The 22,473-nt window shown below is 66.9% G+C and carries 15 protein-coding genes and 2 pseudogenes; 8 read left to right on the forward strand and 9 right to left on the reverse strand.

Annotated elements, in window-relative coordinates:
* Positions 1 to 95: 95 nt before the first annotated feature.
* Positions 96 to 1,784, forward strand: a complete 1,689-nt coding sequence (locus ACLLJJ_RS22910; protein ID WP_434600496.1) for a serine/threonine-protein kinase — start codon at positions 96 to 98, stop codon at positions 1,782 to 1,784.
* Between the two features lie 265 nt (positions 1,785 to 2,049).
* Here ACLLJJ_RS22910 and ACLLJJ_RS22915 read toward each other — a convergent pair whose 3' ends face one another.
* The 3 genes from ACLLJJ_RS22915 to ACLLJJ_RS22925 all read right to left on the reverse strand — a co-directional run bounded on the left by ACLLJJ_RS22915 (position 2,050) and on the right by ACLLJJ_RS22925 (position 5,649).
* Positions 2,050 to 2,439: a hypothetical protein gene (locus tag ACLLJJ_RS22915; protein WP_434594660.1), complete on the reverse strand. Its 390-nt coding sequence runs from the start codon at positions 2,437 to 2,439 to the stop codon at positions 2,050 to 2,052.
* Positions 2,440 to 2,725: 286 nt separating this feature from the next.
* Positions 2,726 to 4,114, reverse strand: coding sequence for an IS1380 family transposase (locus tag ACLLJJ_RS22920; RefSeq protein ID WP_434588954.1), 1,389 nt, complete (start codon positions 4,112 to 4,114; stop codon positions 2,726 to 2,728).
* 1,136 nt (positions 4,115 to 5,250) lie between these two features.
* Positions 5,251 to 5,649 (reverse strand): SUKH-3 domain-containing protein, encoded by a 399-nt coding sequence (locus ACLLJJ_RS22925; RefSeq protein ID WP_434594663.1) that lies wholly within the window; start codon positions 5,647 to 5,649, stop codon positions 5,251 to 5,253.
* 378 nt (positions 5,650 to 6,027) lie between these two features.
* Between ACLLJJ_RS22925 and ACLLJJ_RS22930 the strand changes: the two genes are divergently transcribed.
* Entirely contained in the window at positions 6,028 to 7,626 is a 1,599-nt protein-coding gene (locus tag ACLLJJ_RS22930; RefSeq protein WP_434588078.1) for an ISL3 family transposase, read from the forward strand.
* Positions 7,627 to 7,643: 17 nt separating this feature from the next.
* On the opposite strand, the gene ACLLJJ_RS22935 is transcribed toward ACLLJJ_RS22930, so the two are convergent.
* From ACLLJJ_RS22935 to ACLLJJ_RS22950, 4 genes and pseudogenes are all read right to left on the reverse strand, one after another.
* Positions 7,644 to 8,282: a hypothetical protein gene (locus ACLLJJ_RS22935; RefSeq protein WP_434594665.1), complete on the reverse strand. Its 639-nt coding sequence runs from the start codon at positions 8,280 to 8,282 to the stop codon at positions 7,644 to 7,646.
* A gap of 365 nt (positions 8,283 to 8,647) precedes the next feature.
* A pseudogene (locus ACLLJJ_RS22940) lies at positions 8,648 to 9,229 on the reverse strand (RHS repeat-associated core domain-containing protein); the annotation flags it as partial.
* 1,154 nt (positions 9,230 to 10,383) lie between these two features.
* Positions 10,384 to 10,779, reverse strand: a pseudogene (locus ACLLJJ_RS22945) (putative T7SS-secreted protein); the annotation flags it as partial.
* Between the two features lie 135 nt (positions 10,780 to 10,914).
* Positions 10,915 to 15,483 carry an FtsK/SpoIIIE domain-containing protein gene (locus ACLLJJ_RS22950; RefSeq protein ID WP_434594668.1) on the reverse strand — a complete coding sequence of 1,523 codons (4,569 nt, stop codon included), beginning with the start codon at positions 15,481 to 15,483 and terminating at the stop codon, positions 10,915 to 10,917.
* 259 nt (positions 15,484 to 15,742) lie between these two features.
* Here ACLLJJ_RS22950 and ACLLJJ_RS22955 point away from each other — a divergent pair, with 259 nt between their 5' ends.
* From ACLLJJ_RS22955 to ACLLJJ_RS22980, 6 genes are all read left to right on the forward strand, one after another.
* Positions 15,743 to 16,045 carry a WXG100 family type VII secretion target gene (locus ACLLJJ_RS22955; protein WP_434594671.1) on the forward strand — a complete coding sequence of 101 codons (303 nt, stop codon included), beginning with the start codon at positions 15,743 to 15,745 and terminating at the stop codon, positions 16,043 to 16,045.
* Between the two features lie 162 nt (positions 16,046 to 16,207).
* Positions 16,208 to 16,531, forward strand: coding sequence for a type VII secretion target (locus ACLLJJ_RS22960; protein ID WP_434594673.1), 324 nt, complete (start codon positions 16,208 to 16,210; stop codon positions 16,529 to 16,531).
* Entirely contained in the window at positions 16,528 to 17,991 is a 1,464-nt protein-coding gene (locus ACLLJJ_RS22965) for a putative T7SS-secreted protein (RefSeq protein ID WP_434594676.1), read from the forward strand. Before ACLLJJ_RS22960 ends, ACLLJJ_RS22965 begins: the two co-directional genes overlap by 4 nt.
* A 247-nt stretch (positions 17,992 to 18,238) precedes the next feature.
* Positions 18,239 to 19,378, forward strand: coding sequence for a hypothetical protein (locus tag ACLLJJ_RS22970; RefSeq protein WP_434594679.1), 1,140 nt, complete (start codon positions 18,239 to 18,241; stop codon positions 19,376 to 19,378).
* Complete coding sequence (locus tag ACLLJJ_RS22975) at positions 19,375 to 19,989, forward strand: hypothetical protein (RefSeq protein WP_434594681.1); 615 nt, start codon at positions 19,375 to 19,377, stop codon at positions 19,987 to 19,989. Before ACLLJJ_RS22970 ends, ACLLJJ_RS22975 begins: the two co-directional genes overlap by 4 nt.
* A gap of 1 nt (position 19,990) precedes the next feature.
* Positions 19,991 to 20,584, forward strand: coding sequence for a hypothetical protein (locus tag ACLLJJ_RS22980; protein ID WP_434594684.1), 594 nt, complete (start codon positions 19,991 to 19,993; stop codon positions 20,582 to 20,584).
* A gap of 28 nt (positions 20,585 to 20,612) precedes the next feature.
* Here the strand turns inward: ACLLJJ_RS22980 and ACLLJJ_RS22985 are convergent, their stop codons facing one another.
* Positions 20,613 to 21,662 (reverse strand): hypothetical protein, encoded by a 1,050-nt coding sequence (locus ACLLJJ_RS22985; RefSeq protein WP_434594687.1) that lies wholly within the window; start codon positions 21,660 to 21,662, stop codon positions 20,613 to 20,615.
* Positions 21,650 to 22,306: a hypothetical protein gene (locus tag ACLLJJ_RS22990; RefSeq protein ID WP_434594689.1), complete on the reverse strand. Its 657-nt coding sequence runs from the start codon at positions 22,304 to 22,306 to the stop codon at positions 21,650 to 21,652. The genes ACLLJJ_RS22985 and ACLLJJ_RS22990 overlap by 13 nt, the downstream gene beginning before the upstream one ends.
* Between the last annotated feature and the right edge of the window lie 167 nt (positions 22,307 to 22,473).

The following is a 22,473-nucleotide window of genomic DNA, read 5'->3' on the forward strand; positions in this document are numbered from 1 at the left end:
ACGAGGGGGAGGACCGGCCGATGGGGCGGATGGAACGCATGGAGCCAACGGGGTCGACGGGGCCGATACAGCCACCCCCGCGCCCTCCGCGTCCGCTGCAGCCGCTCGAAGCGGGCGAACCGCGGACCATGGGCGCGTACCGGCTGCTGGGCAGGCTCGGCGCGGGCGGGATGGGCCGGGTCTACCTGGGGCGCAGTGCGGGCGGACGTACGGTCGCCGTCAAGGTCGTGCATCCGCACTTCGCGCTCGACGAGGAGTTCCGGGCGCGCTTCCGGCGCGAGGTGGCGGCGGCGCGGCTCGTCGGCGGCGACTGGACGGCGCCCGTCCTGGACGCGGACCCGGACGCGGCCGTGCCGTGGGTCGCCACCGGCTATGTGGCGGGCCCGTCCCTCGCCCAGGCGGTCGCCGGACACGGACCGCTGCCCGAGCACGCGGTACGGACCCTGGGAGCGGGACTCGCGGAGGCGCTGACGGCGGTGCACGAGCTCGGCCTCGTACACCGCGATGTGAAGCCGTCGAACGTGCTGCTGACGATCGACGGCCCCCGCCTGATCGACTTCGGCATCGCCCGAGCCACGGACGCCACCGCCTCGCTCACCTCGACGGGCGTCTCGATCGGCTCACCCGGCTATATGTCGCCCGAGCAGATCCTGGGCAAGGGCGTGACGGGCGCGGCCGATGTCTTCTCGCTGGGCGCGGTACTGGCCTACGCGGCCCTGGGGGCGGCGCCCTTCCCCGGCGGCTCCTCGGCGGCGCTGCTCTACCAGGTGGTGCACGGGGAGCCCGAACTGGGCGTATTGCAGGGCGACTTGCGCGAGCTGGTGGCCGCCTGCCTGGCGAAGACCCCGGAGTCGCGCCCGTCCCCGGCGGAGGTGGCGGCCAGGCTGGCGCCCGACGGCGCGGCGGAACTGGTGGCCTCGGGCTGGCTGCCGGGCCCGTTGGTGGAGGAGGTCAGCCGGTCGGCGGTGCGGTTGCTGGACCTGGACCTGGACCTGGACCTGGACCTGGACCTGGACCTGGACGCGGGGGCGGAGGGTGCGGGGCCGACAGGGTCGGGCCTGGTGCCGTTCAGCCACGAGTCGGTGGGCGGGGCGGATGCGGTGGCGGGCTTCGGCCCACCGGACCCGTCGTACGGCAACTGGCCGCGCGAGAGCGGCAGTCCGCCCCGGCCCCGACCAATGGAACCGGCGAAGCGCCCGGCGGGCCGCCTCTCCTTCTCCCTGACGACCACGGACGAACCGGATGCCCCGCAGGGCGAGGGCGCTCGGGGCCGACGCAGAAGCTGCTCACTGGTCCTGGCGGTGGCGGGCGCGCTGGCGGTGGCAACGATCGGGGGCGCGTTCGTCCTGGACCTGATGCCGGGCGGCTCCGAAGCAGGCGACAAGAGCGGCAGCAGCGACACGGCCGCCCCCGCCGGGTCCCGCCCGCCCCCCGACACCGTCCCGAAGACCTTCGCCGGCACCTGGACGGGCCAACTCACCGCGAACGCGGGCCTGCCGGGCGGCACGTACACGGTGGAGATCGGATCGGGCAAGGCGGGCGAGGACGTCACGAAGGCAACGAACACTCTGGGCCCGCTGAAGTGCAGCGGAGTGGGCCGGCTGGAGAAGGCGACCCCCAAGGAAATCCGCGTAACGTCCCGAACGGACCCGACCCGCACGAACACCCCGGGCTGCACGACGGGCACGGCGACGATCACGTACACCCTGGGCCGGGACGGCGCTCTGCGGCTCGAAACGGCGGGAGCGGGGACGCCTACGGGAGTGCTGCGGCGGCAGGGCTGAGGCTCCTACTGCGCTGAGGCTGCGGACTACCGGTGATGTGCCTGCCTTCGATGTGCGTCCAGCCATGCGTCGAGGCCGCCATCGTCCCATCGTGGCTTTCTGCGGCAGAGCGGGGCACCACCCGGCCGTGCGCAACACCTGGCCGGTCAAGTCGGACCACCGGGGCTCCACGTCGGCGCACCCTCCTGCGTCGTTAGCCAACTGGGGCGATGAGGGGCCCGACTGCCCGAGGCGGTTTTACCCTCGTCGGACGGGGCGTGGACCCCTACCGTCCGGAGGACTGCAAGGGGCCCTCGATGGCCACATCGCCGATCCGGAGAAGCCAGATGTCGTAGGTGTAGTCACTGAAGAGCTCAAGGACGCGCCCGTCATTCATGAGCAGAGCGATGTCGAGCGAATTGAACCGCGACTGCGGCTGCACGTCGACGATCTGGGCTCCGACGAGCGACCGGACACCGTCGGCCATGTCCGGCCTGACCTCGGCATCTCTTGATGCCTCGATCACTTCCTCACGGGTCAGCCGCCACGGCCCTGACACACGCAGGCGCCATCCGGAGCCGCTCAGGAGGAGCGTGTCCGAGTCCGGGTCCAGCCAGCAAGCCTCCACCTGAAAGGGAAGGTGGGCCGAAATCTCTTCGAAGACGTCGCTATTCATCAGGAGAGTTCCACATGTGTTCGTTCGCGGATGTATTGACGGGCAGCGGCACCCTTCATGCCGCGGGGGGCTTGAGGTTGCCGACCGGTGAAGGGGCTGACGGCTCCGTTGGGTCCCTCGAATGAGCCCGGATCCACCGGCTTGATTTTGGATTGATCGTTTCGGGGGTGTGCAGGCCGCGTCGAGGCTGAGCTGTGGATTCGGGCATGGGGTGGCCGCTGGTCTGTCCAGCTCTTCCACTTGTCCACAGGTCTCGGGCCCTTTCGGGCAGGTCGGTCAGGGAGCGTCAGAGGGCTGGTGGCGCATGCACCGTGCTGAAGAGCTGGGTGAAGTCCCCGCTCCAGGGCCAGCGTTCGGGCAGGTGCAGGGTGAGGCGGCGGGCCGAGCGGGCCAGGCGGGCGGGCACGCTGATCAGGTGGTCACGGATGGTGGCGGTGGTCGCTCTGGCATGGAACGTTCCGGCCAGGGTGCCGGCGGCGCGGGTCAGGTTGTGCGCCACGGCTGCCAGTGCGAGCCACGCGGCATTGGCCTGGAAATGCCCGGACGGCGCGTGGGCGAAGGCGCTGTTCTTGACATCCGCGATCACCTGCTCGACGACAGCGTGCCGACGGTGATCGGCTTCGGCGTCCTTCAAGGAGAGCGGGGAGTCGGTGAATGCGGCGTGGTAGCGCCAGGTGTCGAAGAGCGTGCCCTGCCCTGCAGGGACGGCGCCATGGCCCAGGCGCTTGACGCGGCGCACGATCAGACGGGCGGCGACCTGCTGCTTCTTCGGCTTGGAAGTGAACGCGGTGTAGGAGACCTCGGCAATCTCAGCGTCCGAGATCCAGCACTGGCCCTCCTCGTCCCAGACCGCTTGGGGATATTTGATCGGCGTCCACGCGTCCTCGTTGATGCGGGCGATCGCGGCCTTGACGGAGGTGTTCATCCGAGCCGTGACCGAGAAACGGGCGCCCAGCGTCCGGCAGGCATTGATGACGTCCGCGCCGTAGAACGCGGAGTCCGTCCGTACCACCAGCAGGCCGCTCGCGCCGCAGGCGCGGGCGGTACGGATGTTCTCGGCCACGAAAGCTGCCGCCCCGCGCGCGGAGTTCGAGGGTCCCATGCGCAGCCTCGTGGCGGCGATCACCGGGGCGGACAGGGGTGTGGAGACAATGCCGAGCAGTGCGTTCAGGCCCTTGACCTTGCTGTATCCGTATCCGGCGCCCTGCTTGGCGTAGCCGTAGGTGCGGCGGATGGTGTCATCGACATCCACGTAGGCGACCTGGTCCGCGCCGGGCAGCAGCGGGGCGTGACGGGCCAGTTTGGGCAGCAACCGGCGGGCCACGGCGTGCAGTTGCTTCACATGCCCGTGCGTGAAGGAACGCAGAAACGACCCCAGCGTGGACGGGGCCCGCACTCCGGAGAACAGGCGGCCCATCGCACCGTGCCGCAGCCGGTCCATGTCATCGATGCTGTCGGCGCCCGCGACCATGCCGCCCACCAGCGACATCAGTTTCGCCGCGGGGAAGGCGCCGGTGCCGTCCTTCGAGCGCGGCAGCCTGATGAGATCATCGGCCAGAGTCGGCAGACCACACCGCTCGGCCAGCCGGATCACCGGCTCCAGCCCGCCGTACGCGACCAGATTCGGATCGTCGAACACGGATGAGACCGCCGCCGCGGCATGGGAAGATTGCATCTCGGAAGTGCCTTGCCGATCGTGCCTGATGTGGTCCTAGAGAAACCCCATCATCGCAGGTCACAAGGCACTTCTTTATTTCCGGAGAAACTATCCACAGGTATCAAGCCGGTGGATCCGGGATGAGGCTCGCAGCGGAGCGGTTCCTGCCGGTTGCATAACGCGGATCGACTCGCCATTCGGAAGCTGGTACCCGACACCCGCAGATCTGGTCTGGAAGGTGCTGAAACCCGGTTCGCCCGAATCGACCGCGCGTTGGAGGCCGTCCTCCAGTCTGCTCTGGCTGGTCGGGACCACAGTTCCGTGTGCATCTGCCACGAAGGTCGCCCGCGTGCAAGGAGCGAGACCGAGTGGATCTGCCCAGGTGAGCCGATTGTGTACGTAGGTACTCGGGTGCGGAGCAGGAGAGAGTCCGAGTGGGTCGGAGCCGGGTGATCGAGCCGAGCGGATCCGTGAATTCGATCGGTAGACCTGCCGCGTTGCAGCGGATCCTGGTCGTTTCACCGAGCGCGTCAGTCACCGAAATCGGATGCCCTGATCCGCCATAGGAAAATTGAGTCCGCGCGCCTGTGGGATCAGTCAGTGAGGTGCGGTTGCCGCGCTCGTCGACGAGGCTTCCGTGGTACGCGGTGGAGATCACCTTGCCTTTCCGGCCGAACTTCAAGGAGAAGGAAGAGCCCACTGCTGGGCACGCACAGCCTCGTGCGTGTCCGCCCAGTAGCCCCCGCAGCCCGTCCAGCAGCAGAACAATCGACAGGTAGATCATCATTGCCTGGTCCGGGGTTTTGCCGCGGGAAGTCGCAACTCCGTGGTTTCCCGATACCTCCAGGTGACCAAGGTCGAATCCTGACGGAGGAGGGACTTCAGGCTCTTCCATAGGGAAATCGAACTGCATTACACCGCGCTCTTTCCCACGGGGAATGGGGTGGTGATGTTATGGGCGTCGAGTGAGTCGACGGTGACGCTGCCATGAGTCCGGAATCCGATCACCTTCATCCTCCGTTCGAAGGTCTGTATGCGTTGGGCCGGATTCGGGCCGCCGCTGAGGCCCAGCGGGCGGCCCTTCGACCGCCTCTTCGGGCGAGGAGCGCGCCTGTCCTGGTCATCGGATTCCCTCGATCAGCTTTTCCAACGCCTCATCGGCGTCGCCCGCAAGGAGGGTGACGCCCGTCCATGCCGGTGAAGGCCCTGCCGTCCGGGGCCATGCCCAAGTAGCTGTTGCGGCGGTCGATCATGCCGACGGGATAGAGGTATGCCCCGGCTTCCTCGCTGAGCACCTCGAAGATCTCGGCGTCCCACGTGGCCAGGGCGGGATTGAGATTGAACTCCATGCGCGCCATCGTTCTGCCCGCACCCCGGTCGGGAACCACCAACCCACCGAATTCGGCGAGGAACCGGCGAGCGGCCTCGTGGACCTCGAAGCCGTCGTGCTCGCGCAGGGCGCTCTCCCAGGCGGCAGTGGGCACCGAGCGCCCGGGGTGCCACCCGGCCGTGCGCAACACCTGGTCGGTCAAGTCGGACCACCGGGGCTCCACGTTGGCGCGCCCTCCTGCGTCATTTACATCAGTTGGGACGATGAGGGGCCCGACTGCCCGAGGCGCTCTCACACCGGTCGAGCCTTGGGCTTCTGCTGCCGGGTGACTGCAAGGGGCCCTCGATGGCCACATTGCCGATCCGGAGAAGCCCGTTGTCGTAGATGTAGTCGCTGAAGGCCTCAAGGGCCCGACCGTCATTCAATGGAGAGTGCGAACTCGATCAGGCGCGGCTCTTCCCGGCAGAGGGCGGTCCGGCGCCTTTCAATGGTCAGGCAGGGCCGATCATCAAATCCGGCTCTGTCGCTGATCTTGTGACGGGGCGGGTGGTGTCAGTGGCGGCTGTGATCATGAGCCAGGTGTACTTCACGGAGTTTCGGGGTGTTGTTCCCTCATCTGGCCGGTGTTGTGGTCGAGGTGGTCGAGCGGTCGTTGTCCGGTGTGGTCTCGATGCATGCGCGTGCTCGGTCGTCGGGCGGGGTGTGTCCGCACTGCGGTAGCGCGTCGGGCCGGGTGCACGGACGGTACGTACGGCGGCTCGCGGACGCGGCGGCCAGCGGCGCCGGGGTGGTGATCGAGTTGCTGGTGCGGCGGTTCAAGTGCCTGAACCCCGGGTGCCGGGCGGTGACGTTCGCTGAGCAGATCGCGGGGCTGACCAGCCCGCATGCCCGCTATACGCCGCTGCTGCGCGGCCAGTTGACCTCGATCGCTCTCGCGCTGGCCGGCCGCGCGGGGGCCCGCCTGGCCGGGGTATTGGGCTTGGACGTCGCCAAGGACACTCTGTTACGTCTGGTCCGTGCGGTGCCGGAAGAGCCTGTCGGAGAGATCCGTGTGCTCGGTGTCGACGATTTCGCGCTCCGCAGGGGTGCGACGTACGCCACGATCTTGGTGGACCTGGAGACCCGGCGCCCGGTCGACGTGCTGCCCGGCCGTGAGGCCGAGCCACTGGCCGCATGGCTGAGCAACCACCCGGAAATAGAGATCGTGTGCCGGGACAGGGCCGGAGCGTATGCCGAGGGCACCCGCAGCGGCGCCCCGCAGGCGGTCCAGGTCGCAGACGCCTGGCATTTGTGGCACAACCTCGGCGAGGCGGTGGAGAAGACCGTATCCGCCCACCACGCCTGCGCCCGGGCCGCGTTCGAGAACACCGTACCGGCCAAGCCGCCGCCCAGCGACGACATCTGGCAGACGCCGCCCCCGGTTGACGCGATGCTCGATGTCTGCGGACGCGAACGCCGTCTGGTGACCCGGACCAGGGAACGCTACACCGCAGTGCGGGAACTCCTGGACGGCGGCAGCACGCTGGAGGGGATCTGCCGGACACTGCGGCTGAGCCGCAAAACCGTGCGCCGCTTCGCCCGGGCCACCAGCATCGACGAACTGCTGGTCAAGGCGACAAACCGGTCCACCCTCCTGGACGAGCACACGCCCTACCTCCACCAGCGATGGAACGAGGGCTGTCGCGACAGTGCCCAGCTCCACCAGGAAATCGTCGCCCGGGGGTTCACCGGAAGCATCCAGACCGTCCGCCGCTACCTCCGCCCGTTCAAGACCTCCACCACCGCGCCGCCAGTGCCCCGTCCAGCTCCGCGGCCCCGCCGCATCGTCCGCTGGATCATGACCGCCCCCGGAAACCTGGCAGCCGTGGACGCCGCCGACCTCAAAGAGATCCGGGCCGACTGCCCCGAACTCGACGCCGTCACCGACCATGTCCGCGACTTCGCCGCCATGATGAGCGACTTGCGCGGCGACCAGCTGCCAGCCTGGATGGAACGCGTCCTCGCCGACAACCTGCCCGCCCTGCACTCCCTGGTCAACGGCCTGCGCCGGGACCAGGACGCCGTCACCGCCGGCCTGTCCACCCCCTGGAGCTCAGGCCAGGTCGAAGGCCAGGTCACACGAGTGAAATTCCTCAAAAGGCAAGGATACGGACGAGCCAACCTCGACTTCCTCCGCAAGCGGGTGCTCCTCACACCCTGACCCACCCCGTCACAAGATCAGCGACAGAGCCTCAAATCCTCCAGGGCATGGGCGTGGGCCCGGAAGGCGCTCTTCCCGGCTGCAGGGGCCTTCGAATCCGGCTTCAGGATGTCGGGGAGGTAGACCACGCGCCAGGTTCGGAAAGTGTCAGTCCGGGACTCTGATGGAGGTCGGCCGAGCAATTCGGCGGCCAGACTCAGGATGCGGGAGATCAGGGGAGCCGTCCGGGTGGCTGCGGGCCCGCGCACAATTGCGGCGGTGACCAGCGCATGCAAGAGATTGGTCAGTTGAAGGTCGCCGCCCATGCGGACCATACGACGTACCGCCGGGGGCTCACCGATGGCCGGGGAATATGCTTCGATGGCGCCCGACCACAGAGCCAGGTTCGCCCAGCCCACTTCGTGGTCGCGACGCCAGCCGAGCTCATCGAAAATCGCCATGCTCGCTGAGTCGAATTCCCCCACAGCCCTCACCGTCAAAAGCAACTCATCCAGGATGTCCTGCCTGGACATGCAGAATGACCCCACCGACAGCTGATCCAGCGCAACGCCGTTTATCGCGTGTACCGCGCCCAGCTCTACGATTCCGCCAACCGCGGCGAAAATTTCCCGCGCGAGCATATGCTCCGGAATGGGCCCGGGCTGCTGATGTGTCACGACTGATCACTCATTTCCTGTTCAGAAGGTCCCTGCGAAGTGTTCCATGATCGCTTCCATTTGTGGCAACATCCGTGGAGATCCCGCGTTCAGCATATTGATGCCGTCGGGGGTGTTGACGAAGTGCTCCGGTAGGTTGCCGGCAGGGCCCGCATGTTCTCTCAAGACGGTGTCCGCCCAGCTTTTCGGGACCTCCGTTCGGATAATCACGCCCTCGGGTCCCGCGTACGCGGTAGCCGCCCTGTTGAAATTGTCGGTCAAGTACACGCCGGCGTCAGGTGTGTACGATCGGCTTTGGGAGCCCAGCGCGAATGTTGGTCCGCCGGTCCAATTTCTGCTGCCATGGTGCAGAACCACGGGTCTTCGTCGCATGACATGAGGCCAAGCGGGTCGATGTAGCGTCCCGGGTTGGTCACGTATCCATAGGGATTGGGGGCAGGCTCCAGACCTAGAGGATCCAACGTCGTGTAACGGCCGGATTCTGGATCGTAATAGCGGTGGCAGTTGTAGTGAAGCCCGGATTCCGGGTCGTAGTACTGGCCGGGAAAACGCAGTGGAGAATAGGTGGTGCTGTCCGTGTTCCAGGCGGTCTGGCCCCAGAGAGTCTTGCGGGCGTACCAAGCTCTGTTGCCGCTCTCGTCGACGAGTTCGGTGGGGCTGCCGACCAAGTCGGTGACGATCGAGAAAAACCGCTCGTCGATCTCATTCTGGGTGGAAAGGTTCGTGAGCCGTTCGGCTTGGACCAGCGGGCGAGTTCCCGCATGGTCCCAGGTGAGTGTCACCTGGTGGGGCAGTTCCTTCGTGGTGGTGCTCTGCTCCGCGAGTACGGGGCCGTCCCATGTGAAGAGGGTTTCCTCCAGGACGCCCACGCAGTTGGCGCCCAGCCGTTGTTTCGTGATCCGTCGGCCGAAGGGGTCGTACTGGTAGCGCCAAGTGGTCCCGTCGGGTGTGACGAGGGTGCGCAGCCGGTCCTCGGCATCCCAGTCGTATGTCCACACATCGGCCTTGTGTGAAAGGCGTGTCTTGCGCCGCTGGACCATGCGCCCGGCCCTGTCATACTCATAGCGGACCGCGCCGGCCCTGAGCAGGTGGCCGCCGGAGTGGACGCGAGGGCCTCTGGCGCTCTCTCCAGGCTCAGATTCAGGCCAATCGGCTTGGGTCTGTTCGCCGTTGGAGTCGTACGCATACGACTCCGTCCAGGATCGGGCATGAACGCCTGTAACGCGTCCGACGGCATCCAATTCGTATCGCCAGTCGCCGGTCTCGCTGTCATTCATGCCTTGCAGGTGGTTGTCTGCGCGGTAACTGTATGAACGCCGCAGAGCAGGGCCATTGTCGCTGGTCAGGCTCATGGTCTGCAGTCGACCGGCGTCGTCCCAGTCTTGCTTGAGTGAAAGCGAATCCGCGACCGATCGCTCCACTTCCTGTCCGGCCGCGTCGTACGCGAAGCCGATAAGGCGGTCGGAGGTGCGCAACGATGTCCGGCGGCCCGCTGTGTCGTACCCGTACCGGGCACGGGCGCCAGCAGGGGTGAGACGGTCTGTGCGACGGCCCAACGCATCACGGCGGAGGTACAGGGGCCGGCCGTTGACCGTCTCCGTGAGTAGACGACCAGTCAGGTCCCTCTGCCAGGTCATGTCGCAGCTGGGGCTTACAGCGCCCTCTATCTGGCCGACCACGTCGTAGGTGTAGTCGGTAACGATGCCGTCAACATTCTTCGAAGCCGTTCGACCCATGACGTCGTAACTGAAGCTCACCGCTTGGCCGAGCGGATTGGTACGCCGGGTGAGTCGGCCCAGCGCGTCACGACTGTATTCCACGGTGCTGCCGTCGAAGTCGCATTCGCCTATGAGGCGCCCGGCGTCGTCGTAGGCGAATGACCAATCGAGCCCACGAGAGTTGGTGACCTTGATGAGGCGGAGCTCGGCATCGTAGGTAAATGAATGACGCTCTTGATCGGGGCCGGTACGCGCGGCGAGCAGGTCGAAGTGGGTGTATTCGAACGTTGCGGCTTCGCCGTTCGCACCCACATGGCGCGTGCAGTTGCCCTCACCGTCGTAGGACCAAGTCTCCTCGGCGCCGCTGGGGCCGAGCACTCGTGCGAATCCGCGTCCGTCAAACGGGCGGTCGCCGACTTCAAATCGGCCTGCGCCTCACGCCCGTTCACCAGAGCCTTGTCCGCCAACGCCTGCGCCCGCTCCAACTTCGGCCAGTACGCCGCCAGAGCGTCCCCGGCCATCCCGTAGGACTTCTCCAGCTTCCTCAGATGCTTCGGAACATCCTCGAACTCATCCTGGAAGGCCTTGGCCGACTTCCCCGCCCACTTCAGGACCGCCTCCTCGCTGGCCATCCCCTTGACCAGCCGAAGCGCATCCGACACATCATCGGCAAAATCCTGCAACTCACGCGACAACGCCTTCACCCGCTGCGGATCACCCGGCGTCGGATCCTTCTCCAGATCCAACACATGCCAGTCACCCGGCCGATTCGCCGCCATGCCATATCCCCCGTCGCACCCGAACCACAACCACCAGCAACCACACGTACGAGCGAAGCTACAAGCAACCTGCCCGCGTAGCGAGGGAAGCCCTCAGTCCCAACAGTCGTGCACCCGTCGCAACTCGCACATCCGTCACATCGGCGTAGTAACCGTCATCGTCTCGCTGTCCCCGAGGTGCAGCAGTCCCTTGCCCGGCGTGACCGGGCCGCCGACCATGCTGCGTGTCGTCCGCGTGCCGATCAGCTCGCCGCTCGACGAGTCCTGGGCCGACAGCAGAATGCCCCGCCGCGCCTTCTTCGCGTCGACCTGCCAGCCGCTGAAGCCGCTGCACACGTCCTCCTCGTCGCCCGCGATGACCAGCCCGAGCCCGCGCTCGGCGCCCCGCTGGATGAGGCGCTTGAAGACCGGTTCGGCGTCGCAGTCCTCCAGGAGTTCGCCGTCGTCGATCAGTACGACGACCGGAGCCTCCGGTGTCGCCGATTCGAGTGCTTCCTCCAGGTCGTCGCCCTCGATGTCGTCCTCGACGAAGACCTTCAACACGCCTTCCTGGCCGTCGAGTTCACGCAACGGCGACGGACGGGGCGCGGCGATGACGAGGCGTACGCCCTGCTTGAGGTAGGAGCGGGCGAAGTTCATCAGTACTGTGCTGCGGCCCGACTTCGCGGGTCCCGCGATCACGAACGACGGCACGCCCCGCCCGAGGTCCGGGCCGAAGCCGTTCAGGTCGTCGCCGCCGATGCCCACCAGCGCCCACAGCGGGGACACCGACGCCTCCGGGTCGCGCATCTCCCAGGCCGCGTCGAACGAGATGCGGCTCGGCAGCGTGTCGACCCGGAACGGGCGCATCGCGCGGGGCACCGCCGCGTCGCGTTCCGTCGCCGCCTCGCCGATCGCCGCGATCGCCGCCGCCTGGCCCTGACCCGTGGAGTCCGCCGAGAGCAGGGCGAACTGTGTCTCCGTACCGCTCTCGTTCTTGAACGCGCGGCCCGGCGGGATCTCGTCCGGCACCTTCCGCGAGTTGATGCCGATCATCGAGAAGTCGGAGCGGTCCGCGAGCCGCAGCGCGTACTTGTCCTCGGTGAGCGAGGAGATGCGGCCCACGAGGATCTGCCGGTCGCCCGTCATCACCATGTGTACGCCGAGGCTCGCACCCTCGCGCATGATGATGGTCAACTCGTCCGTCAGTTCACCGTGGTTGATCTCACCCAGCGTCGGCAGCCAGCCCTCCCACCGGTCCAGGAACACCACGATGTGCGGCAGCCGCTCACTGACGGGCACCACCGACCGCTGCTCGCCGATGTCGGCGAAGCCCTTGTCCGCCAGCAGTTCCTGACGTCGGGTCAGCTCGCCCTTGAGCCGGTTGATGAGCCGGATGGCGCGCTCGGTCTGGGCGCGGCCCACGACCGCGCCGCAGTGCGGCAGCCGGGTCAGCGCGTTGAGCGCGCCGTTGCCGCAGTCGATCCCGTACAGATGGACGTCGGCGACCGAGTGCGTACGGGCCAACGAGCCCGCCATCGTGCGGAGCACCTGCGAGCGGCCACTGCGCGGTGCGCCACCGATCAGCAGGTGGCCGAAGGTGCTGAAGTCCATTGCGACGGGACGCCGTGCCTGGTCCGACGGCAGGTCCTCGACGCCGTACGCGGCGGGCGGCAGGGCGCCCTCCGCCTGCGCCGCCGGCACCGGCACGTCGTCGAGCAGCAGGCTCTCGTCCAGCGCGGGCAGCCACGGGCTGTGCTGGGAGGGGATGCCGAGCCGTTCGTTCGCGCCCCGTACCGCGTCGACCAGGACCTTGAGGTCGGTGATCTCCTCCTCCTCGCGCGCCTGCGACTTGGGCTTGCGCAGCGTCGCGCGCCCCAGGTCGCCCCAGTCCAGCGCCCCCGCCCACGGGGCGAGCGTCTGCGGGTCGGTCGCGCCCGGCCGACGGCCACCGACGCGCCCCGACTGGAACGGAACCAGGGAGGACGCGCCCAGGCGTACGTACGCACGACCGGGGTTGCTCTTGGAGATGTTCCCGGCCTCGGGGGAGTCGATGACGTCGCTGGACTCGCTGCCGTCGGTGACACGCAGCGCGATACGGAGGTTGGTGTTCGCGCGGATCTCGGGGGAGACGACACCGCTGGGGCGCTGGGTGGCGAGCATCAGGTGGATACCGAGCGAACGGCCTCGCTGCGCGATGTTGACCAGGCCCGCGACGAAGTCCGGCAGGTCGCGGACCATCGACGCGAACTCGTCGATGACGATGAGGAGTCGGGGGACCGGTGGGTGCGAGGGGTCGCGGCGTACCAGGTCCTGGTAGTCCTCGATGTCCTTCGCGTCGGCGGCGGCGAGGATGTGCTCGCGGCGCTTGAGCTCGGCGCCCAGCGACTCCAGGGCGCGCTCGACGAGGTGCGCGTCGAGGTCGGTGACCATGCCGACGGTGTGCGGCAGCTTCACACAGTCCTTGAAGGCGGAGCCGCCCTTGTAGTCGATGAGTACGAATGTCATCGACTCGGGGGTGTTGGCCACGGCGAGCGAGGCCACGATGGTCTGTAGCAGCTCCGACTTGCCGGAGCCGGTGGTGCCCGCGATCAGGCCGTGCGGCCCGTCGCGCCGGATGTCGATGCCGAAGGGGCCGTCGTACGACTCACCGACGACGGCCATCGTCGACTGCCCGCCCATCCGCCAGCGTGCCGCGACGGCGTCACCGGTCGGCGGCTCCAGCTGGAGGACGTCGAGCAGCCGGCTGGACGCGGGCAGCGCGGAGTCCTCGGACTCACCACTGATGTCGCGCAGGGGCGAGAGCGCGCGGGCGAGACGGGCACACCAGGCGGCGGACACGAAGTCGGGGCGTACGCCGAGGATCCGGACGGTGCTGGTCTGCTCGACGCGCAGCCGCAGCATCGGGACGCTCTCGGCCTTGGGCGCCTCGGTTCCGGTCGCGTGCCAGGCGTGGAAGGACGGGAAGCCGCCGGGGGCCGTCGGCTGCGGGGACGCCGCCTCGACGTTCTGCGCCTTGGGGTCCGGCTCCTCCGGCTTGGGCTCGGCGACGACGATGGCCTGGCACTCGCCGGGCAGGAACCGGTCCTCGGAGTCGAGGCACACCGCGTAGATCGCCACGGTGGGACCCTCGCGCAGCAGCCGCACCACACCGGGCATCGAACGCAGCCGGCGCGAACCGTCCCACACGACGACGATGTCCGGGTCGGAGAAGACCGCGCCCTTGCTGCCGTTCTGCTTGGCCGCCTTCAGACGGGCGTCGAGGAGCTGGGTCAGCTCGCCGATGCGGGCACCGACGGTCTCGGCGTCCGTGCCGATGAGCACATTGGTGTCATGGGCGCCGGACGGCCGGGTGTGCGGCAACCAGCGCACCCAGTCCCAACTGCTCTGCGCGCCGACCTCGGTGAGTACGTAGAACTGCACGTCCACCGGGCTGTGCAGCACCGCCGACTGCGCCACCGCCCACCGTCCCAGGGACCGCGCGGAGTCCCCGGGCCCGGCGATGCCGATGACGCCGAGGGTGCTCAGCGACAGCGCGACCGGCGCGTCCTCGATCTTCCAGGTGACCTGGCGGCGGTGGTCGTCCTGCTCAGGGTCGTCGAGCACCACTTCGGACGGCAGCAGGCCGGTGCCCATCCGCAGCACCAGGTGGTCGTGGTCGGTACGCCGCCGCTCCCACAGCCGGGTACGGGGTCCGGTGCTCAGCGACAGCGCGGTGGCGGGATCGGGGTACGAGCGGCGCCGGTCGAACCGCTCGGTGACGAGCGCCTCCTGGGCGTCCTTCTCGATGCGGGCCTTGTGCTCCTTGTATTCCTTGAGGAGCTTCGCGTGGGATTTCCGGCCGTGCTTCTTGTCCATGAAGTAATTGCTGAAGAGCAGGATCGGGCTCATCACGGCCATGATCAGGTAGTACCAGCGGCCCATGACCAGCACCATGACAATGGCCATGACCAGCGGGAACAGCGCCATCAGCCAGGGCAGCGGCCGAGTTTCGTGCTCGCGCGGCGGCGTCGGCAGCCGGAAATTGGTCTGCCGGTCGGCGGGACGCAGCCGGGGCGGCCGGTTGTAGTCCAGCCCGCCACCGTCCTCGGACCACTTGAGTGCGGCGTCCGGAGGCGCGTACCGGGCGATTTCGAGGAGCGTGTTCCCGATGGCCAGCTGGGCGTCCAGCGGCCACTCGTCGCCCTCGACCTCTTCGATCGCGGTGCCGTCGAGCGTGACACCCTTCTTGTCCCCCTGTATGGCGACTTGGCAGGTGCCATCGGTTGCAACTGACAACGTCAGCGCGCGCTGCGGAAGCTCGGGATCGTCGATGCGGATGTACGTACCGGCGCCACTGCCGATGTCGTAACGGCCCACACCGAACCGGTGCACGGAGCCGGCCGCGGGGCCGCTCACGACCCGCAGCTCGACGAGCCCGGCCGGTTCGCCCGGCAGGCAGCCGGCCGGATCGTGCAGGCTGACCATCGCGCCCTCGCGCAGCGGGGAGGTGGCGATCGTGGCGGAGGCGTCGACGGCGAACCCGTCGACGTACAGGAGAGGCGACCCGTCGCCCACCCCGCGCTGGCTCCCGATCGGGATGATCTGCGCTCCACCGGCGCCGTGCCCGACGTGCTGCGCGAGCTCGCGCGCGATGTCGCCGACCGAGGACTCGGGATCGGCATCGAGGACTACATCGGCGCTGGCACCGCCGAGCGGATCGACGACGGTCAGAGTCAGGCGCACGCTCGTCCTCCCCAGGAACCTGCGACCGCCTCCGGAACGAGCGCCGCAGTGACAGTGACGATATCCGCTGCTCCCTTCCCGATGGCAACGGGTGGTGAGGCGCTGTACACGACCTCACGGCAGAGACTGCCCTGGGCGGGTGTGCTCACGGAGGCCCCGCAGGTAGCCTCGTGCCCCAGGCGGACGGACGATCACACCATCTGCTTCATGGGAGCCACGGGGGTTGGCCCTGCGGCGCGTAAGAAAGCGAGTGAGCCTCATGGCCAAAGACGCCGATATCACTTATGAGGAGATGCGGAAGGCCGCGACTCAGGTCGACACGGCCAAGACGAAGATCGAGGAGAAGCTCACCAGCCTCGAGAAGTTCATCGAGGGCCTGGTGAAGAACGGCTACACCACGAGCAAGGGCTCGCAGGCCTTCGAAGACTCCTTCAAGGAGTTCACGAAGGGCGCGAAGGACACCATCGAGGGCCTCACCGGCATGGCCGAATTCCTCAAGAACGCGGCGAAGGCGTACGAGGACCTGGATGACGAGCTCGCCAAGGGCGTCAAGGGCAAGTAGGCGCCCCTGCCTTGGTGTGAACCCGGTGCGGCGGAATCAGGTACTTTGCTGGCCGCCGGTTCAGGGCCCAACGTCACCTCGGAAGCGGTTCGCGGGAGGGGGCGTTGGGCGCCGGCGTCACGTGCGACGTGCCCGAGGGCGTTCGAAGGGTGTTAGGCAGCAGTGGCAGATCAAGTAGCGGACACGAAGCGCATCCGAGCATGCTCGAAGTCGCTGTCCAAGATCCACAGCGAGTTCAGCGAGAATTCCAACCCGGCGTCGGGGCTCGGCAAGGAGACGCTCGGCGCGCAGGACCTGGTCGATGCGTTCGGCGATTTCGAGAGCAATTGGAAGATTCACCGTGAGCGCCTGACGGATGAGCTGAAGAAGCTCGCAAATATTCTGTCGACGGCCGCCGAGGCGTACGACGACATCGATCATCAGCTTGCCGAGGCCTTGCGCAGCCAGGACAAGAAGGACGCGAGCTCGCGAAAGGGTGCGAAGTGAGCCGTCCGCGGGCTGATGAATGGGACCTGCTCGGTGAGCCGTCGGATCCTGTTCCGGGGGATTCCCAGGACGTGGCCAAGCTCGGCAGAAGCATGCGGAAAACTGCCGAGTCGATCCGCAAGCAGGCCGATGAGATCAAGGCGCTCTCGTCCGTGGATGCCTGGAAGAGCAAGGCGGCGGACGAATTCCGGAAAGAGGCGGAAGAGGCCGAGGGGAAGCTCCGGAAGGCCTTCAAGCGCTATGACACTGCTGCCGATGCGCTGGGTACTGCGGTACGTGATGCGGGCCCCTCCGACGAGTACGCCTCTGAGTTGCAGCGCGCGCAGGACATGGCCGACAAGGCTCTCCGCGATGCCCAGGACGCGGATGCGGAGCGGAAGGCCAACGGCGACGCCATCGCCAAGCTGCCGAAGGGCGCAGCGAAGGACGACCCTGACCGCAAGAAGCTGGAGGGTCGCGAGGACGAGGCCTCGGCGGCACTGGGGCGGGCGAAGAAGGCGCTTCAGGCCGCCAAGGAGATCCGCGACCAGGCCGCCAAGAAAGCAAGCGAGGCGATCCACTATGCGATCGACCACGACGGCCTGAAGGACGGCACCTGGGACAAGTTCAAGGACTGGGTGCACGACAACTCCGGCTGGATCAATGAGGTCCTGAAGTGGAGCGGTCGGATTGCCACCGTGTGCGGAACTCTTGCCCTGTTCGTCGGGTGGATTCCGATCATCGGGCAAGCTCTCGCAGGGATCCTCGGCACAGTCGCACTGATCATGACCACGGTCTCCCTGGTGGGACATCTGGCCCTTGCCATGGCTGGTGAGGGCAGTTGGTTCGATGTCGCACTGGACGTGGTGGGAATTGCCACCCTCGGGATCGGCCGAGGAGCGATGGCGGGCGCGAAGGGGGCGATGCAAGGTGCGAAGAGCCTGGCCCGGACTGCTGCCTTCAAGAACGCCGTTTCGAGTGGGATGAAGACGAACAAGGCGTGGAAGGTCGCCAACCGGCTCAGCGGTGGTGCGCAGCGGGGCAAGGCCGGGGCAGAGGCGGTGCGCAACGCACCCAAGGGCTGGTTCCCCGGCGCCGGGCGCATGGGGGAAGCCTTCAGTCCGAAGGCCATGGGAAAGGAAGTCGTGGAGAGCTTCAAGGACCTCAAGGCGTTCAAGGACGTAGGCGACCTCAGGCATGCGAGTAACTGGTCGGGTACGCGCTTCAGGGTTGGCGACAGCGGACTCGACGACCTGGGCAGGAACCTTGATGAAATCAGTCCGGCGCTGCGCCTGGACGATGCGGTGAAGGCTCAGCTGGATGTGTTTGAGACGCAGACACGAATCTGGCAGGGGTCGACCGCTGTAGCCTCGTCGACGGACTTGGCCGACAAGGGCGAGATCTGGAGCCACGCCGGTATGGAAGACGGCCTTTGGGCGGCGACGGGGATCAAGGAATCATGGACAACAAGTGATGGCTGAGAATGTCAGAGATCATGATACGAGCCACAGCCACGCGGGCTCCGCAATGTTGAGAGAGCCAGCTGTCCGTCCAACAGCCATGCGTCGTCCGCGTCTTGACGTCGTGCGGGTGGCGCGTATTCACACCGATGGCAGGTCTCTGGTGGTGCGAGACAGGCGGGGGCGTGAGGACCGTCATGACATTGGCGCTGCTGGAATCCGTCGCGTCGTCCACTACCCGCCCTCGGCGAGCGAAAAGACTCCGGCGTTGCGTTCGGAACGTCGCTGGGGAAGCGTTGTCTTCGAAGACAACGAAGGCCGAGATGTAGTGAATATCCCGCTTTCGGTGTGGTTGCCGGAAGCCGACCTGGCAGCGCCGAGTGCGTTGACGCCTGTGGAGGTTCTCAGGCGTACCGGCATTGCCGACATGGTCGAGCGCCTTGGCGTTCCCCTCACGGTGAGCAAGGATCCGCAGGCTGGAGACGCGGGCGGGAAGCGCCGCTCCGTTCCCGGTGTCGCATCCCAGCGTGAAATGCCGCGCTGGGCCGGTTGGGTTCGTGGGCTGGGCATGCTCGTGTGGTTCGTTTCCGTCATGTTCACCACAGTGGTGTTCGGGGACCGGGCGTCCTGGGCCGCTCCTCTTGCGGCGGTGGCACTGTTTCTGGTGCCGGTGACCGGCCTCGCTGTCAGGGTGCTCTCAAAGGGCCGCGCCAGTAAGGCCCTCAGGGAGGGCGGCCTCCAGTCTCCTGAGCTTGTCGTCCGTCCGAGTCCCGAGCCGGGTTCCGGCGCGACCAGGCGGTTCTGCGGCACAGCTTCAGTGAGGATTCTGCCCGGCGACATCGTGCTGACCGATGGGCTGGGGAACGAGCGGTGGCTGGCCCGTTCCGGAAGTCACTCCGTCTCGCGCGCCGTTCGTGTTCTGCACCCGAAGAGCGGCGTCCCTCTCGGCGTCGAGTTCCAAGGGTCCAACGGCGACGCACGAGCACTGCTGCCGTGGAAATGGTGGTTCGCAGGCCCACATGGTCCGCGGAATTGGGAGAGCCTGGTGGCCGAGCTTTCCTGTGGCGTCGTTGAGCGGAAGATGTCCAACTTCCCCGACCGGGGGCCGTGGTTCGTCGGCCACCTGCTGGCCATGGATGCCCACCGCATGTCGTCGTTGCCACCCGGAGAGGCTCGCTCCGAAGCGGACTGGTACTCCTCGGTGGTCGGACGCGGCGAGTCCATCATCGTGCCGGTACTGAGCGCACCGCTGCTGGCCGGGCTGTTCCAAGGCGCTGGAAATACCCTGACTTTTGTAGCCGGGCTGGTTTCGGCACTGACCATTGTGGCTGCTGCCGGGCCCGCCGTCCGGTATCAGATCGCCAGTCGCTTCTTCCTCGACCGCCCTGCCGCACCGGAGACCGCGTGACCTCGTCAGTCGACAACATGCCCTCCGCGCCCGACGACTATCAGCTGCTTTTGCCCGAGGGATGGTTCCGTCTCAGCCTCGAACCGGAGAAACGAGAACGATCCGTCGGCGCACTGCTCGATCGACAGCTCAAAGGCATCGACAATGCTGCCCATTTCCGTCGGGACCTCCGGCAGGAGCTGATGCGCCGAGCAGCCGATGCGTACCGCGGTGGTGGCATTGAGCTCTACCTCAGCATGCAGCAGGCCGGCTCGCTGACCATTCCTGCGTCGTTGTTGGTCACCCTGCTTCCCTCGCCGCCGAGTGGTGGACAGCTACCACAAGCGGCGGAGCTTGCCGCGGACCTTTCCGCCAAGGCCAAGGGGAAGCGCCACATTTCCGTGGTCGACCTGGCGGCGGGCAAAGCTGTACGCATCCGGGAGGAGATCGAGTCACTCCCCGGGGAGGACGATTACGCGCTGCCATCGGTGACGTTGGAACATCGGCTGTGCATCCCTGGCACGGATGCCCAATTGCTGCTGACCTTCTCCACCCCGTTGATCCAGATCGCCGACGCCATGTGCGAACTCTTCGACGCGATCGCAGGGTCCCTCACCTGGAAGGCAGGATGACGTGCGCGACATCCTGAATATCGGCATCGTCTGTCCCGCGGACTGGGTCGCACTCCCTCTCGGATCGGCCGACGACGTGCTGGGGTGGGCCGGGACCACGGCCGACGAGTTGCGTGTACGGAGCGGGGAGGCGGGCTATGACCTGGACGCCGTAGCCGCACGGCACGACCTCCGCGAGCGGGCCGCGGACAGTCGGGGGCGTGCTCCCCTCTTCGCGGGCGCGCTCTATCCCGATGGCTTCGACGCGGCCCTCGCGACCCTGGAAGTCGATTCGATCCATCCGGACGCGTCGGTACCGCGGATCAGCCTCGACTGGCTGGCTGCCACGTTCAGCGCGGCTGACTTCGGGCCTCCTCACATCACGCGCGTCGAACTGCCCATGGGTGCTGCCGTCCGCATTCGCCAGAACTTCGCCGCCGCCGCGGACGCGGAGCAGAACCCGGGAATCCTGTTGGAGACTCTTGTCTACGGCGTGCTCCCGGAGGGCACCGACAGCGCGATAGTGATGTTGCTTTCCTGGACCGTTCCAGGAATGAGCGAGGTGCTGGAAAGGATGGCGGACGCTGTCGCGAACGCACTGACTGTGGAAATCTAGACGTGCCGGACATGCCAGCACCCCTGGCTCAGCGATTGATGGTCTGGATCTCCTGAACCGTGACGGCCTGGTCGTTGCCGAAGGTGCCGTTGGGGAGGCCCGTCGCGTTGGGGCTTCCGGTTCCTGTCCAGCTGATGCTCCACGTGACGGTCGCCTGGAGCTTGTACGTCCCGTTGCCGGAGGACCGCAGATAGGTGATACCGCAGGGCGGTGTCTCCTGCGCCCGCCCCTTGGCGAAGGACTCACCGATCGATCCGCTCGCGCTGAACGTGCACTCACCGGAAGCGGGATGCAGCGCGGCGTCCTTCGTGCCGGGCTCGAGCTTGAGGGAGATGGGCTTGGCAGTGGTCGTGGCCTGGAGGTTGAGGCCGTTGACGTTCAGTCGCGCGGTGACCTCGACCGGCTTGAACTTGCTCTCGTCGAGCCAGGCCCAGGTGGGCAGGTTCACCTTGGTGACGCCCTCGGGCGCGAGATCGACCTTGGTGTCGGGCAGCCGCAGTTGACTGTAAGCGAGGTGGGCGAGGATCTCTGGGGTGATGGCGTTGGGGACGTTGGGCTGTTCGCCGTTGACAACCCAGAATGGCAACTTGTTGCAGGTCTGCGCTTCGCTTTCCAGCCATCGGTCCGGGTCTCGAGTGCCAACCCACCAATTCCCCTCACTGGCCTTGTCCAAGTTGTAGTCCTTGTACTCGCCGTCCTTGTAAATGTCCCGGAATTGCGCCACTGCACTCTTCGCATAGCTGGGTTGCTTGGGATCGTTGGCTACAAGGTCGTAGCCCCCTTCGGTGTGCTCCGCGAACGTCTTGGCCGAGTACGGTTCGTACCAGCAGGCGGGCGGCTTCCAGTCACCGACAGGGGTCACTCTCCCGGATGACTTGCCGTCGGAGCCCCTCGTGGAGCCGGTGTAGGTGATACGAGATTCGAGATTTTGTCCGTCGCGCTTGTTGCTGGTATCCACCTCGCCCTGGCCGCCGTTGCCAAGGTCAACGTCAGCCTGTGCGGGATGCGATGTCAGCGTGCACGCGACCACTGCACCAGCTGCGAAAAGCCAGCGACGACCGCTCACTACGGCGTGCATGCGTCATTGCCCCTCTGTGAGTCCAGTGCGGAGGTTTGCCAGACGCCCTTTGCGGTCTTCTCCAGGCGTGTGGAAAAGAGGCTGTAGGACTTGTCGGTCACGGGTGTCTTCTTCGCTTTCCCGGTTTTCCTGTCCTTCACGTATGCCTCACCTTCGAACGAGCAATACGTGAGGGTGGCGAGATCCTCGGATTGAACCTTCACGTCGGGGTCGAAGAAGCGCGTAGTGCCCGTCATGGACTTTCCCGCGTCTTTGAACTCCTTGACCCACTGGGCGGCTCCGATGAGAGCGTCACCCTTGTAGTAGAAACCGAGCGTCGGTTCGTCCGCGTCCCCCTGCGCGATCGCGTAATTCGTCGCGTCGATGCGGTGAGCAGCGTCCGCCAGCACTGCGTCGCTCTTGGGGTCCCCCGTCTTCCAGTTCTGGAAGACGGCCTTGATGTCGTCCGGGAGCTTGACCTCAGGCCGCCCGGCGTCGCTCTTCGCGCTCGCGCTGGGCGACTCCTTCTTCTGCGCGTCGCCGGTCTCGGCGCCTGCGATCTTGCCCTTGTCCTTGGGCTCCTCGTCCCCGCCGCCACAGGCCGTCAGCAAGAGGGCTGTGGCGGCGGCGAACACGACGGCGGCGGGCAAAGTGCGGCGATTCACGGGCGACTCCTGGTCGGGGCAATGGCTCAGGCAAGAGAAACGACGGTATCCGTGGGGCGTGTGGTTCGCCAGGGAGAACCTGCCCGGCCCATAGGGCGATCAGGGTGAAATCGGGCAGGGTGAGTGTGGCCCCGGACACTTCGAAGCGGTCGGGGCGCGGTGTGGGC

Origin of the sequence: Streptomyces sp. A5-4 (genome assembly GCF_051131715.1) — a bacterium.
Classification (GTDB): Bacteria; Actinomycetota; Actinomycetes; order Streptomycetales; family Streptomycetaceae; genus Streptomyces.

Excerpts from the sequence above, each read along its gene's own strand:
- ACLLJJ_RS22915 (WP_434594660.1), bottom strand. The coding sequence starts at position 2,439 with ATGAATAGCGACGTCTTCGAAGAGATTTCGGCCCACCTTCCCTTTCAG.
- ACLLJJ_RS22955 (WP_434594671.1), top strand. The coding sequence starts at position 15,743 with ATGGCCAAAGACGCCGATATCACTTATGAGGAGATGCGGAAGGCCGCG.
- ACLLJJ_RS22920 (WP_434588954.1), bottom strand. The coding sequence starts at position 4,114 with ATGCAATCTTCCCATGCCGCGGCGGCGGTCTCATCCGTGTTCGACGAT.
- ACLLJJ_RS22985 (WP_434594687.1), bottom strand. The coding sequence starts at position 21,662 with ATGCACGCCGTAGTGAGCGGTCGTCGCTGGCTTTTCGCAGCTGGTGCA.